11 protein-coding genes are annotated in these 14,067 nt (G+C 57.9%); all 11 read right to left on the bottom strand.

Going from position 1 to position 14,067, the window contains the following annotated elements:
- Positions 1–2: 2 nt before the first annotated feature.
- The gene (locus HMPREF9081_RS03730; RefSeq protein WP_006305656.1) at positions 3–434 is read right to left on the bottom strand and encodes an OmpH/Skp family outer membrane protein; all 432 of its coding nucleotides are present in this window, start codon (positions 432–434) and stop codon (positions 3–5) included.
- A 58-nt stretch (positions 435–492) separates the two neighbouring features.
- Entirely contained in the window at positions 493–1,542 is a 1,050-nt protein-coding gene (locus HMPREF9081_RS03725) for a KIAA2012 family protein (RefSeq protein ID WP_040394420.1), read from the bottom strand.
- Between the two features lie 73 nt (positions 1,543–1,615).
- Positions 1,616–2,080, bottom strand: coding sequence for an OmpH/Skp family outer membrane protein (locus HMPREF9081_RS03720; RefSeq protein ID WP_006305654.1), 465 nt, complete (start codon positions 2,078–2,080; stop codon positions 1,616–1,618).
- An 85-nt stretch (positions 2,081–2,165) separates the two neighbouring features.
- Positions 2,166–2,567, bottom strand: a complete 402-nt coding sequence (locus HMPREF9081_RS03715) for a hypothetical protein (protein WP_006305653.1) — start codon at positions 2,565–2,567, stop codon at positions 2,166–2,168.
- 92 nt (positions 2,568–2,659) lie between these two features.
- Positions 2,660–4,120 (bottom strand): ArnT family glycosyltransferase, encoded by a 1,461-nt coding sequence (locus HMPREF9081_RS03710; RefSeq protein WP_006305652.1) that lies wholly within the window; start codon positions 4,118–4,120, stop codon positions 2,660–2,662.
- Positions 4,113–5,069 (bottom strand): glycosyltransferase family 2 protein, encoded by a 957-nt coding sequence (locus HMPREF9081_RS03705; RefSeq protein WP_006305651.1) that lies wholly within the window; start codon positions 5,067–5,069, stop codon positions 4,113–4,115. The genes HMPREF9081_RS03710 and HMPREF9081_RS03705 overlap by 8 nt, the downstream gene beginning before the upstream one ends.
- Before the next feature lie 19 nt (positions 5,070–5,088).
- Entirely contained in the window at positions 5,089–6,399 is a 1,311-nt protein-coding gene (locus HMPREF9081_RS03700; protein WP_006305650.1) for a hypothetical protein, read from the bottom strand.
- Entirely contained in the window at positions 6,399–8,363 is a 1,965-nt protein-coding gene (locus HMPREF9081_RS03695; protein WP_006305649.1) for a BamA/OMP85 family outer membrane protein, read from the bottom strand. The genes HMPREF9081_RS03700 and HMPREF9081_RS03695 overlap by 1 nt, the downstream gene beginning before the upstream one ends.
- A 73-nt stretch (positions 8,364–8,436) precedes the next feature.
- Positions 8,437–8,967, bottom strand: coding sequence for a hypothetical protein (locus HMPREF9081_RS03690; RefSeq protein WP_040394418.1), 531 nt, complete (start codon positions 8,965–8,967; stop codon positions 8,437–8,439).
- Positions 8,968–9,078: 111 nt separating this feature from the next.
- A complete protein-coding gene (locus HMPREF9081_RS03685) occupies positions 9,079–9,705 on the bottom strand; it encodes a sigma-70 family RNA polymerase sigma factor (protein ID WP_006305647.1) in 627 nt (208 codons plus the stop codon).
- Between the two features lie 23 nt (positions 9,706–9,728).
- Positions 9,729–14,060 (bottom strand): translocation/assembly module TamB domain-containing protein, encoded by a 4,332-nt coding sequence (locus HMPREF9081_RS03680; protein WP_006305646.1) that lies wholly within the window; start codon positions 14,058–14,060, stop codon positions 9,729–9,731.
- Positions 14,061–14,067 lie beyond the last annotated feature (7 nt).

Raw genomic sequence — 14,067 nt, 5'->3', positions numbered from 1 at the left:
CTTTATTGGAGTTTTTGGATCACTTCGTCGGTAATGTCCGTACCGCCTGTGAGCACGCTCGGATAGGTCTTGGAGCTGTCCATGACGATATCAAATTGTTTCTCCTTGACAATGTCCTGCACGGCGACATTCAGTTTCTGCTCAAGCTGAATGCTGTACATCTGATTGAGTCCCGCCATCTTGCGCTGCGTTTCCATCTGGAGCTGCTGCGCCTCCTCTTGAGTCATCGTCGGGTTCGCCTCGAATTTCGCCTGTGCTTCCTGCTGTGCCTCCATGAGCTTTGTATTTGCCTCGGTGACCACGGCCTTGATTGCAGGTGCCTCCTCCTGCACACGTGCACGATCGAGCGTTCCGATGTGCACCTGACCACAGCCGGCAGCAAACAGACTCGAAGTAAGAAGGACGGCGGCAGCCGCCTTGCTGAAATAATTCATCTGTAGATTAGTCCTTTCGTTACGGGAAATCACTGGTAAAATAATGGTGCCGCATTTCTCATGGCTTCCCTTCGATGCTCTGCATCTCGCGCACCATCTCCGCCGTCACATCGCGTGCCGTATTGCTGAGGATCGGTGCATAGCGCCGCACGGCAAAGAGTTCGGTCTCCGGCAGAAGTGTCACACCGTCTGCCTCGGGAGACGCAAGCACGAGAGAGAAATGGTACTGAATGGCGAGCTTCGCCGCACGGCTGCGTACATCGCGCATGATCTCCGCCTCGAGCGCATCTGCCTCTGCGCGCACAGCAGCAAGACGCATGGCGCGCTGCGCAAGTACGGACTCCCCTTCCTGCGCGGCAAGTGCGCGCTCCATCTCTGCGCTGCTACGCTCCTCCACCTCTTTTTTCAGTCGATCTGCTTCCGCTTTCTGCGCATCGACCGTCTCCTGTGCCTGCTTCATCCACGCCGCCTGCTTGGGCTCGATCCGTGCGGCGACACGGGCGCGAATCTCTGCCTCCCACTGTCGGTGAAGCGCCATCTGACGTTCGCCGCGCTCCAGTTTTAATGCCTCGCGCTCGGCTTCCCACCGGGTACGCTCACGGGAAAGCTCCTCCGCCGTGACATCAGGGCCGTGCATGGCGCGCTGATTGTCAATTTTAAGGTTGATGTTCAGAATGGCGTTGAGATATTCATCATCGATCGCCTTTCTGCGTGCCTCATAGTCTGCCTCTGTCTGCTTGCGGTAGACCTCGGTCAGGCGCTTCTGCTCACGCTCGAGTTCCACACGCGTCGATACGACCGTCTGTGCATTCTTCTGCCAGACGGAGTCCTCAAACGGAGCCTCGTCTGTCTTTGGCGGCTCAATTTTGGGCAGCTTTGGAAGATCACGCAGGAGCAGTGTAAGCGTCTGCTCCTCGGCACGCAGCTCACACAGGTGTACATAGGAGGGATGTGCCGCAAGTACCTCCGCGAGCCGGATCGTTCCGATCTCGCTCTCCGACGTCGGCACCTCAGATGAGGGTCTGAGAAACAATACGGCGAGGAGGGCGATAACGCATATGCTGCCAGCAAGGATCTCCTTGCGCCGTGTCTGCCATAGTTTTCGCACAGCCGATCCTCCTCTGCTTATAAAAATGTACCGAGCAGCGCTCTGCCCGGTACATATGCGCATGTCTTGTCGATTACTTGCTCAGCTGCTTGACGACATCCTGCGTGATGTCCTGACCGCCGTAGACTACAGCGCCCTTCTCGATAACAACCGAGAGCCCCTTCTTCTCCGCAACGCTCTTGACGGCGTCCTGAATGCTCTTTTCGATCGGCTCCATCAGCTCTTCATTCTTCTGCTGGAGGCGCTGCATCGTCTGCTGATAGTAGTCTGACTTCTCCTGGTCGTTCATGTTCGCCGACTTCGTCTCGAAATCCGCCTGTGCTTCCTGCGAAGCCTTCTGCATTTCGGCGTTTGCCGCTGCAAGCTGCGGATGCTGGCTGCCGACCTGACGATAGTCCACAACACCCACGGATGAGGTTGCCGCCGATACAATGCCCGAGCCGCTCTGCGTGAGCGCAAGCGCAACCACCGAGCCGACAAAGACAACGGCGATCAGAATGCTGATAATCTTAACCTGCTTCTGCTGCAATTTGATCATGAATAAAATCTCCTTTTCTGTTAGACCGTGTCGATCCGCTGACCGAACGCTCCTATTATAGCAAAGAGCAGCGTTCAGTTCAATATTATTTTACAACGCGTTGCGCAACCGGCGGTATGTCTGAAAACTCCATGCTTGCGATTCGGGGGCAGCTGAGCGGATTGTTCAGCCAATTCTCATGCGTGAAGGTTACATCCACAATCTTAGGTCCGTCCTGAAAGCGATAGGTGGAGCTGTAGATGCCGTCCACAATGCTCTGCTGAAGAAATGTCGCTTTGCCGTACATCCCCTCCAGATCGCTGAGACTCAGGTTCGACGAAAGGGTGTCGAAATTCTCCTTCGTGATGACATTCTGCGGATCGCCCCCGCTCTGCAATGCGCCCGGGGCCGGTGCACGATCCGCTGTCTTTGCACCGCAGCCCGCGATGAGCATCGACGACGCTGCAAACGCTGCTGCCACAAGGGCAATCTTACTGACCTTCCTCATGATAATCCCTCTTTCTTATGAACTCTCCTAATATACCGCCTCTATCATACACCATTCCCTTGATTCATTCAAGGAAAACAGAAGAAGATTTTTCACGGCGTCGCCGCCGCACGTCGGTAGAGGCGCAGCTTCGTGCGCCCTTCTGTCGGCAGTGCACCGAGCTCTTCCCAGCCCTGCCCCGCAAAGTTCACCTCGAACACGTCGAACGCATGGCGCTCCACAACGAGATAGACCGTCCTGTCTGCGGGCAGTTCATCGATGGGCAGGAACGGCATGACATTCTTGCTGTTCCAGCTCATCTCCTTCGGTGCGCGCGCGGCGATCTCCTCACGTGTCGCGAGCGCATACATCGTATGCCCCGTATAGTAGGGCACTGTCGCCGTATAATCGCCGTAACAGACGAGCAGATCATCCGCGTGCATCGATTGAGAGAGGATCGCTGCCGCCCCCTTCCCGCTGAAGTGTCCGTCACGCTCGGAGTAGTTCGTCACGACAAAGACAACCGTGAGATAGAGTCCCACGCCAAGGATTGCCGCCCCTTTCAGCATGCGCGGATAATGCACAAGAAGGCGCGCCGTCAAAACTGCTGTCGGCAGGAATGCGGGGAAACTGTACGTCGGATACTTTGTTGCCATACATTGAAAAAAGACGGGTACGACAATCGCCCATACGAGCAGAAACTGTGTGCGCACGTCGATCACGGGACGAATGCGCCACGCACGATAGAGCGCGAGCGGCAGAGCAAAACTCCACGGGAACATCCCGAGAAAGTAGATGCCAAGGTAGAAGTACCAGACATCCCACTGCGCGTGCTCGGATACCGTTGCGCGCAGGACGTTGTGAATCCCGAGAAATGTATTGATGAAATCCGAGCCATGCGCAAGATACATATAGACGTACCACGGCGCGCAGACCGCCGCAAAGACGAGCATCCCCTTCGGAAGCGCTATGCGCCCGAGCGCAGAGAGGTCACGCTGAACGAGAAGGAATACGAGAATGACCAGCCCCGGCAGCAGGAATCCGACCGGTCCCTTCGTGAGGACGCCCAACCCTGCACAGACATAGGCGATGTAGAAGTATTTTTTCTGCCGCTCATGATACCCGAGGAAGAACGCCCCGAGTGTTCCGCCGAAGAAGACGAAAAGACTCATATCCGTGAGGATGAGTTTTGCAAGGATCGAGTAGAGCACACCCGTCCCGAGAATGATCGTCGCCCAGAACGCCGTCCGCTCATCGTAGAGCCGCCGCGCAAAGGCATAGGTCAGAAGAAGTCCCGCCGCGGCGAAGAGTGCGGGGAAAAAGCGCGCGGCGAAGTCCGTCACACCGAACATGGAGAACGCCGCGATCAGCTCCCAGTAGAAGAAAATCGGCTTATCGTACCAATAGTTCCCATAGATCTGCGGGGAGAACCAGTCCCCCGCCGTCAGCATCTCCTTCGCAGTCTGTGCATAGTTCACCTCGACGGGCGCCGTTACGGCAAGCGCTCCATTCCCCCAAAAATACAGCACGACAAGGCACAGAATGGTCACGCCGCTCGTAAGTCGCTCATTCATCACGTTCCTCCTTCGGCTCTTTCCGCGCATGTCGATTGTCGTATGCGATCAGGTAGAGCGGACGATTTTTCACCTCTTGCAAGATGCGCGCAATGTACTCACCGCAGATGCCGAGCATCATCATCTGCATGCCGCCGAAGAAGAGGCCGCACACGACAATGGTCGACCATCCGGGCACGGTCTCTCCGCTGAGTGTCTCATAGAGAACGTGAAGGAAGATCAGTACCGCGAGCAGCGCTGAGAAAACGCCGACATAAAATGCTGCGCGCAGCGGCTGCACGGAATACGCAAGGATGCCGTCGAGCGCAAACGAGATCATCTTGTGCAGGGAGAATTTCGAGCGGCCCGCAAAGCGTTCGTGCGCCACGAACTCCACGGTCGTCTTGCGAAAGCCCATGGCACCCACGATGCCGCGAATAAAACGCGCGTGCTCACGATATCTGCGCAGCGCAAGCACTGCCTTCCGATCCATCAGGCGGAAATCTGATCCGCCCTCCTGGATCTCCACATCGGTCATGGCATTGAGCAGGCGGTAGTAGTATTTCGAAGTGAGCCGTTTGAAGAGAGAAACGCCCTCCGTCGTGAGGCGTACCGTCTGAACGATATCACAGCCCGCCTCCCACTGTGCGAGCAGCACGGGCAGCAGTTCCGGCGGATGCTGCATATCGCCGTCCATCGTGATGACCGCATCGCCGTCCGCATGATCCGTTCCGCAGGTCAGTGCCAGCTGATGTCCCGAATTGCGTGCAAGGAAGATCGACTGCACATGCGTATCCCCCTTCCCAAGTTCCCGCAGAATCTCACGGCTGCGGTCGCGGGAGCCGTCATCGATGAAGAGGATCTCGTAGGCATAGGGGAGCTTTTCCATCACCGCTTCGACGCTCAGCACGAAGTGCTCTATATTCTCCTCTTCATTATAAACCGGAACCACAATCGAAATTCTCTTCACCGTTTCGCCCCCTCTCTTTCTAGAAATTGCCAATCAGGCGAACCCAACGATCATGCCCGTCCACAAGACCCGCAATGCTCAAGAAATCGTGCAGCTTGTAGCGCAGCTCCCATTCCCACGCGCCCGTGTCCGTCCACTGCTCATAGCGAACGAGCCAACGCGGATGTATTTCATAAGTACCGGCGACGGAGAACCGCGCATCGCGCAGATCATAGCGCAGATCTCCCGCGAGGCGCGGAAGGAGTGCGCGCGCATAGCCCACGCGCCAATCGAAGCGGACATCTTCGGGCGCGACATCGGTCTCCACATAGAACTCATCGCGTGCGCTCATCATCTGCCCCGCATGCAGGCGCACATGCAGATCACGCCGCTCCCCATCGCGATTCTCCGCCGTGCGCCCGATATCGAGCCACCCTGTCAGACGCAGGCGATAGCGTGTCGTATCCGTGCGGCTCATGACCGCCATGCGCTCCCCCGGGGTGATTGTCACATGCGATGTAAGATGAAGGCGGCGAAAATCATGCACGCTGTCGAGCTCCCTCGCGAGCTGCTGCTCGAATGCGGCACGATGCCGTGCGACAAAGGACACAGGTACTCCCACAAGGTGGCTGACCTCGCTCTCCATCGCCTTTCGGCGCGTGAGCAGGGTGACATTCGGAATCGTGTCCGAGCGCATGGATAGATCAACCGTACGCACGACGGGCAGGCGCGGATAGACGGTGAGCCGCACCCGTGCCTCTGCATCCACATCGATATCGTAGTCCGCGCGGAACTCCGGCAGATGCTCGTCCATATACGATGTCAGCCGCCCCTTCAGTGCGCCCGCTGCCCAGTCCGTCGCAGCGACGGGCAGACCCACGAGCGCATCCGAAAAGACTGTATTGACACCTGCAAGATCGACACGCACAAGTTCCTCCACGGCAGGGGGCATTCCCTCGACTGTTGTTTCTACACGGACATCTCGAATCGTATCTGCCCATGGAGCGAGGTGAATCTCGACCTCTGTGCGCTGCGCTGGACGCACCTCGACGCCTGTCACGGTATAGCCGACGAGCAGCCGATCAAAGACCGCACCGATGAGCTCCGACTCCTCTGCCGGCGAGATCGCCGCTACCCGCCGCCCCTCCATGCGTTCCGCTGCGATGGCCGCTACGGTGCGCTCCATGCGCGCACGCACAATGGGTGGAATCGGCTCATTGCCCATGACAATAGCCGCAGTCTCCTCCACGCGGGAGTCCTCTGCGGCATATGCGGGGGCAAAGAGCCCCCATCCTGCAAGAAAGAGAAGAACGGCAGTCCACACGCGCACAGGCGCGCAGACCCGCCTCATCAGAACGTTCCGCCGACGCGGAAGTGCACGCGCCCGCCCTGCGAACCGCGTCCGTAGTCAAGGCGCAGCGGACCGATCGGCGTGTTGAGACCGAGTCCGACGCCCACGCTCGCGTGGAGATTCTCCGGCATGAATCCGCTCGACCACGCTCCGCCGTAATCCGCAAAGAGCGCACCGGTCACCTTGGACACAATCGGGAAGCGATATTCGGCGGAGAGAAGCGCCATGCGCGTGCCGCGGAACTGATCCTCACGGTAGCCGCGGATCGTATCCTGACCGCCGACACGGAACTGGCTGTACTCCGACATCGTCCCCTTACTGATCCCGTACTGAGCGCGCAGAACAAAGACTTGGGAACGCCCTGCTTTCAGATAGTGCGCGTCGCCCGCCGTATACTTCTGATAGGAGAAGTCTCCACCAAGACCCGCGAACTCTGCCGAGAGGGAGGCACGTGCGCCCGTTGTCGGTTCATAGATATTATCGCGTGTATCTGTCACATGCTCGAGCGTAATGCTGCGCGTTGTGCCAAAATTATTCTTGATCCATGCGGTGTTCCCGCTGCGGTTCCCCGCATTGCCAGACTCTGTATGCTTAACGTATTTATCATCACGATTTCTCAGCGTGACAAAATTCGTCGAATACTCGCTCATGGGACGGCTGATCGTGATCTCGCCCCCCGCATATTTACGCATGAACGACTCCTTGTGGTTGCCGTTTTCATCGTAATCATCGTATTCATACGTGCGGTTGTAGACGCGGAGTGTTCCCGCCGTCTCTTTTTTATCGAGCCACGGGCGGCGATACATGAACGTGTAGCCGCGTGCATCCGTATCATCACCGCTCATCTCGTAGCTGAGGCTGATCGTGTCGCCCATGCCGCGGAAATTCGTATCACTGACGCTGACCATACCGACCATGCCGTCCGAGCTGGAGTAGCCCGCGCCAATGCCGAACGATCCCGTCCGCTTCTCCTTGACATCGATCTCCATGACGACCGCATTCGGCTCGACGCCGGGGTTCATCTTGACATTGACATCCTCGAAGAAGCCGAGGTTGTAGACGCGCTGCATGCTGCGACGTGCCTGATTCGCGTTGAACGGCTCACCCGGCTTCTGGCGCATCTCACGGAGGATGACATGGTCCTTCGTTTTCTTGTTGCCCTTGACCTTATAGCTCTCAAGCACGCCCTCGCTGATCTTGATCGTGAGTGTGCCGTCCTGCGCGATGTTGAGATCGGTGATCTTCGCGAGGATGTAGCCGTCCGCGCGGTATTTCTCCTGAATCGCCTGCACATTTTCCTGCAGCGTACGGGAGTTGAGCAGCTCACCGTTCTTGACCGTGACAAGCTCCATCAGCGCTTCCGTCGACTCGACCGTATTGCCCTCGATCTTCACTTCCTTGAGCTCCGGATTCTCGAGCACGTTGTAGGTCAGGACAACGCCCTCGGGCACCTGCTCAAACGTTGGATAGAGATCGTAGAAATAGCCCGTTGCGTAGATCGCATCGCGATCCTTCACGAGACCTTCCTCCGATATGGCATCGCCTACATGCATGGCAAGGGCTGCGCGCGCGATCGGCTCGGTTGCCTTCGTTGCACCGCTGAAGTTGATCTCCACGACCGTCTTGCCAATTTGTGACGCAAGATAGTTGGAAATCTCATCCTCAGCGGGACGCTTTGCCGCCCATGCGGCGGCACGCTCATCCGATGTGGTGGGCACGGATGCACTCGTCAGTGCCGGTGCATCCGCGAGAGGGGCATTCATCGAATCACTTGCGGCAGACATCGTCGGCGCATCACTCAGAACGGGTGCATCCGTCACCGCAGCCGCAGACGTATTCCCGGCAGCCGCTGTCTGTGCGGCAGTGCTCTTCTCTGCGGCAAAGGCATGCGGCAGAGTGAGAGCGGATACGCCCACGCCAAGGGCAACCACACGTATGAGTCTCTGATATTTCTTGCTGTTCAAAGGCGAAACCTCCCAGACATATGCGCCGAACGGCGCGTTTCAACCCCCCCGCATAATGCGGGGGGCAGATCGACTACTCTCTTAAAATCTTGCCGCCAACTTGCATCAGACGCTGCAGATCAACATTCGGCATCTGAGGACGTGCGGGCAGCGTTGTGTCCGCCTGTGCTGGCGCGGGCGCCGCAGCGGCGGCTTCGGTACGTTCGGGCATCGTCTGCGGCACTGCCGGAGGCGCTGTTGGATGCTCCATCGGCTCCGTCGTTGCCTGCACTGCAGGCGCCGATTCCTCCGGTAGGGGGAGAGGCGTTTCCACGCGCGGCTCTTCCCGCTGTACCGCTGCAGCAACGGGCTCCTTCACAGGCGGGCTTTCCCAGATGAGCCAAGCCAAGATCCCTGCCGCAGCCAACGGCGGCAGAATCAACGCTGTCCATCGTCGGATGCGCGCACGGCGATCTGCCGCAATGCGCGCGAGCTCTGCGCGTGCAAGCATGAGCTTCAGATCTCCTGCAAGATCGTCCTCACCCGCAAGTGCATGCTCCGCGCCCGTGAGCCAATCACGTGCCGCACGTATGGATTTTGCACGCTCTCTGCGATCCGTACTCATCGCCCTGCCTCCTTTCGAGATTATACTACAGTCCATGGTATGGATTCAAGAAGCTAAAGTTAAAACGTGGTCTTAAGGAATCGCTGATAAAAGTTTCCTTAAGTCATCACACTACCAATGCTGCATAAAACGCGAAAGCATACCGCGTACGCGGCGAATCCCATTTTTTTGCAGGCGATAGATCTGTGCCGGTGTCACACCAAGCGACTCCGCCATCGTCTGCGCACGCGTTCCGCCGATCGTCACGCCCTCGAGTACAATGCGTTCCCGCGCGGGCAGGCGTGCCATTGCAGCGCCCAAAACACCAACGAGGGCATGGTGCTCCGCAAGTTCTGCCACCGAGGGACGCTCATCGACAAGCAGTTCCTTTGCCGTCTCACACATCTCCGTTTCTTCCTCAAGACAAGGCAGATCAACCTGTCCCTCACGACGCAGAAAATCCAGAATGCGCCCGCGTACACGGTGCACAGCATATAGGCTAAATGCCACGCCGCGCTTGGGATCATAGCGCTCTACCGCCTCGATCAGACCGATCGTCCCCTCCTGCACCGCATCCATCACGGCAGTCAGTGTTCGGTAAGGCATGACCTCACGAAAGACCAGCGGCTGATAGGACTCGATGATCCGCTGCCGCGCACCCTCATCACCGCATTCCTTATAGGCGCGCCAGAGTTCCCGCTCCTCCTCCGGCGTGAGTTTCTGCACAGCGGAAAGTTTTTTTACATAGTCCGAAAACACGGGCACACCTCCTTCGATGATGTCTAAAACCGTATTCTTGCCTCTATCCCGATCAGCTGATCGGAGCCCTCGCGGTCATACGAGATGCCAAAACGCTCATTGAAATCGTACTGTATGCCGTAGCGGTGCTTGTCCGACGCCGCACCAAGCCCCTGAACATAGCGCACGAGCACGCGGTCGCCGAAATACTTTCCAATCTCAATATTGTATTCATTCTCGTTCTTCTTGATCTCCTCATCGTCCTTCGTTTCAAAGAGCGATCCGCTCCCGCTCGAGAGGCGCAGCACATCGAGATGGAGGAAGTTCTTCACCGAGTCCTCCACCTCCGAGAGAATGCTCATCTGAAGACCGATCGACAGCACATCCGCTGCCGTGATGCCGCCCTCGCCATTTCGATAGGCGTTGCGCAGCGTGAGCATACGGATGATCTCCTCCTCCGACATCTCAGGACTGGAGAAGAGACGGAAATCCATGTGATCGAGCGGTCCGTTTGCCGCGAGGTAGACGCGCGTATGCGTGAGCCGTGCCTCGGCATAGAACGCAATCTCGGGCAGGAACGACTCGGGCTGATTGAACGTCGCCGTCCCCTCACGGATCTTGAACACCGTTCTGAGATAGCTCACCGTGTCACCGCGCCGCACGCCGATGGACCCCGTTGTGTGCGGGTGACGCGTCGTGCCGCCGAAATGCACATAGCCCGATGGGTGTATATCATAGAAATTCGGACTGAAGAAATGGACATGGCGAGCCACGGTCACCCCCACATCCAGAATGATGTGCGGAAGCTCCTCACTCGTCTCCGGAATCGACGGAATGGAGACGAGCGCGCGATCAATATCGATCGTCCCCGAGAGTTTTGGCAGCTTCTCGCCCCAGTACTCATCCTCCGTAAGATGCAGCGACCCGCTCAAAGGCCCGTCAAAGAAGGAGGTCTTGATTGCCAGCTCATTCATCACAAGGGTAAAGTCATACTCTGTCAGCTCCATGCCGCTGAGATCCATATGCCCCGTCATCATGTAGGTGCCGGCACCCATGTGCCCCGTGCAGGAGCGTACGACAACGCGGTCCCCGAGCGCATCGATCCGAAGCTCCATATCCGTCACCGGATTTTCAAGGTACTTGACCTTCAGCGCACCGCCCGTGACACGCACCGTTCCATCAAGGCGCGGCGCTGCGAGCGTCCCGTGGAGTTTCAGCGTGCCCTCCGTGGGCCCCATCGCCCACTCCACATGATTGGAAAAGACCGGCAGCAGCGAGAGATCGGCGTTGTCGAGGGCAATCGTCAGATCAATCTCCTCATAAGCACTCAGGTTCTCACTGCGCTTCGCCGTAAGCGCACGCAGCGGGAGCGTCCCGTGGGCACTCGCCATATACCGCGTCCCATCAACATACTTCGTCACGATGAACTGTTTCAGATGAATGACCGAATTGCGCAGCTGCGCCTCAACCAGCATTTCATCGAAGGAGTTGCCGTGCATACCGCCATCCTTCGCCACGAGATGCAGGTCTGCCTCCGGGTTCTGCGTATAACCGCCAATATGCGCCGTCAGCGTTGCCGTCCCCGTCACCTCTTCCGTGACATTCGCAAAACGCGTAAAGAGACCGATCGCAATATCCGACGCCGCAATCTCCACATTCGCCATGCCATTGAAGTCCATTGTACCGGACACGGTGAATGCGCCCGATCCCTGTTTCCCCGCAAGGGTACGCACGGTCAGCACGCGATCCGCAAGCGCCACATCAATTTTGACATTGCTGATCGGATAGGAGGCAAGCGTGCCCTCCGCGATCTCACCCGTCAGCGCAACGGACGGGTTGTCGAGAGAGCCGCCGAGCTGCACCTTGCTCGTGATCTTTCCGGCAACGCGGTCCTCTTTTTGGTTCGCAAGTGCAAGGAGCGCCCCCACATCCATCTGCGTGATGTCCATTGTGCCGCGCAGCGCCCGCGTCTCGGTATCATAGTGCAGACGCGCCGTCACAGAGCCGTCCGTCCCCTGACGGAATCCCGTATTCTCAAGCTCGATGATCCCGTTTTCATAGTGGGCGAAACTGCGGATCTCCGTGAGTTCCACGCCGTTCATCGTAATCGTATCCGCCTTCAGTTCCCCGCGGAAAATCGGATGAGAAATGGTGCCCCCGACCTTGCCGTTAAAGACACCATGTCCCGAGACCTCGTAGGGCAGCTTGTGCTCGAAGCGCTTCATGTCGAGATCACGCACCTCGGCGTCGAAATCGAGCAGCCCCTGTGTATTGATTGTGCCGTTCAGCACCATATCCACCATCGGCGAATAGATGTGGAACACCTGCACGCGGATGATGCCGCCATCGAGGAAGTAGTCGCCGTCCATACCCGAGAGAATAGCCCCTGCGTAGCTGCCGCGATAAAAGTGCACATAGCCGACCGCGTGGGGATTGTCGAGTGTTCCCGTGAACTTGATGATGTTGTCAATGTTGCCCGTGATCGGCTGATCGGGCGCGACAAGCGCCGCCACATCCTCCATGCGTGCGCCCATCGTATCGATCTGCAGATCGATACGCCGCTCCCCCGTGAAGCCGATCGTTCCATTCACGAGCCAGACCTCACGTCCGCCGCGCTCCATTGAGAAATCATAGATGCCGACTCCAGAGAGCGAACCGTCCGCGCGGAAGAGCAGGCTGTCAAACGGCTGATACATGAGATCACCGTTCGTCGCCGAAACGCTCAGTTCCACATAGGGGTCATGGATATCTCCATGCACTTCGCCGCTGAAATCCGCCAGTCCCGAAAAGCTCAGGCGATCATCCAGCGCGTTCAGCAGCGAGAGGTCAACATGCCCGCCATAAAGGTGCAGATCGAGCGCGGAACCGCCGATGATGTGCCCCTCGACGCCAAGATCCGAATCATTCGCGAGGTTCAAGCTGAGAAAGTCAATCGTCACATCATTTTCACGCAGCATAAAGGACGCGCTCGCACGCTCCACGGGAATATTGCGGTAGGAACCGTCCGTCACCTCCGCACTGCCGTAGACCGTAAGAGCAGACTTCTCCGCCCCCTGCCCGCTGATGCCGAGGTCGGCGTGCAGGCTGCCGTCCACACCATCCGGCAGGGGCATATCTGCCGCGCGCAGCCCCGCAAGCGCAATGCCGTCGGCGGTAAGATGTGCCGTATAGGATTTGCTTTCCGTATTGAAAATGCCCGCACCCGAAAGCGTACCGCCAAAAAGTTCCCCCGTCAGGTTCTGAAATGAAATCGCGCCGTCCGCATACGAAACATCTGCCGCCGCATTTTGGAAGGACACATCATTCACAGCCCCCTCTGCGGCCGTAAGGTGTCCCGTCGCCATGAGCGCAACGAGCGTTCCCGTCACGCGGATCTCTGCCGTCACGGCACCCGCGTAGGGGCTGTCCGTTAAAATGCGGTCGACAGCGAAATCCTTCGCACGCACCGTAAGGTCGAGATAGGGCGCATCCGTATCGAAACGGATTGTCCCGTCAACACGTGCCGTCTGCCCCTCTGCCTCCGCCGTTGCCGCGAGAAAGAGTGCGCGTTCGTCGAACGTGAGCGCGGTGCTTGTCACCTGTGTCTCCGTGCCGTAGAGCTCTGCCGTGCCGCTTACACCATCTGCACGTCCATCGAGCGTAAGCACACCATCGACACGGCGCAGATGCATCCCCACATGATCCGCTCGGACGCGATGAATGTGCACATCCTCCGACAGGGTTCCCTCTGGGAGTAGTTCTAAAAGCGGAGTCATTTCCGCAGCATTGGACGACAAATAGAGCTCCTGCGTCCCTCCGACATAGGTGCCGCGCACACACAGGGGAACGTCCATAAGTGCACCTGTGAGATCATAGGATACATCACTGCGATCCACATTGACCGTTCCCGTAATCCCGTCCAGTTCATACCGTATGCCATCGCTATCGATCGTCGCCGTCGCATCGGCGAGACGAAAACGCCCCTCGAACGTACTCGGCGTCGTATCATCTGCGCCAATATCCCCGTAGTTCCATGAACCGTCCGCACGCCGCACAATATGCGCATGTGCACCCGTAAGTGAAATTTCATTAATCGAGGTTTCCGGCGTTAAAAGCAAAGAAAGCAGACGAAGCGTTACCCGTGCCTCATCGGCACGGAGCACAGCCTCCGCCTGCTTATCATAGATTACAATATCGTCAAGTTTCAGTTCATGCAGAGAACGGATCTCCACCGAACCGATGTGCACAGTCGTCCCCAGCTTCTGCGCCATGAGACTCTCTGCCATCCGGCCAACCTCGGTCATGAAGGTCTGAGCGCGCACAATATGAATGAGGACCGCCGCGCAGAGGATGACTGCAACCAACGCCGCAATCCCGACATACGCTCTCCGTCTCATAAAAACC

Origin of the sequence: Centipeda periodontii DSM 2778, from assembly GCF_000213975.1 — a bacterium.
Taxonomy (GTDB): Bacteria; Bacillota; Negativicutes; order Selenomonadales; family Selenomonadaceae; genus Centipeda; species Centipeda periodontii.
This window is presented reverse-complemented; position numbering and strand designations above follow the sequence as displayed.

Bases quoted from the DNA above. Each gene is read 5' to 3' on its own strand.
- HMPREF9081_RS03710 (WP_006305652.1), bottom strand. From the start codon at position 4,120: ATGAATGAGCGACTTACGAGCGGCGTGACCATTCTGTGCCTTGTCGTG.
- HMPREF9081_RS03680 (WP_006305646.1), bottom strand. From the start codon at position 14,060: ATGAGACGGAGAGCGTATGTCGGGATTGCGGCGTTGGTTGCAGTCATC.
- HMPREF9081_RS03690 (WP_040394418.1), bottom strand. From the start codon at position 8,967: ATGAGTACGGATCGCAGAGAGCGTGCAAAATCCATACGTGCGGCACGT.
- HMPREF9081_RS03730 (WP_006305656.1), bottom strand. From the start codon at position 434: ATGAATTATTTCAGCAAGGCGGCTGCCGCCGTCCTTCTTACTTCGAGT.
- HMPREF9081_RS03700 (WP_006305650.1), bottom strand. From the start codon at position 6,399: ATGAGGCGGGTCTGCGCGCCTGTGCGCGTGTGGACTGCCGTTCTTCTC.
- HMPREF9081_RS03715 (WP_006305653.1), bottom strand. From the start codon at position 2,567: ATGAGGAAGGTCAGTAAGATTGCCCTTGTGGCAGCAGCGTTTGCAGCG.
- HMPREF9081_RS03720 (WP_006305654.1), bottom strand. From the start codon at position 2,080: ATGATCAAATTGCAGCAGAAGCAGGTTAAGATTATCAGCATTCTGATC.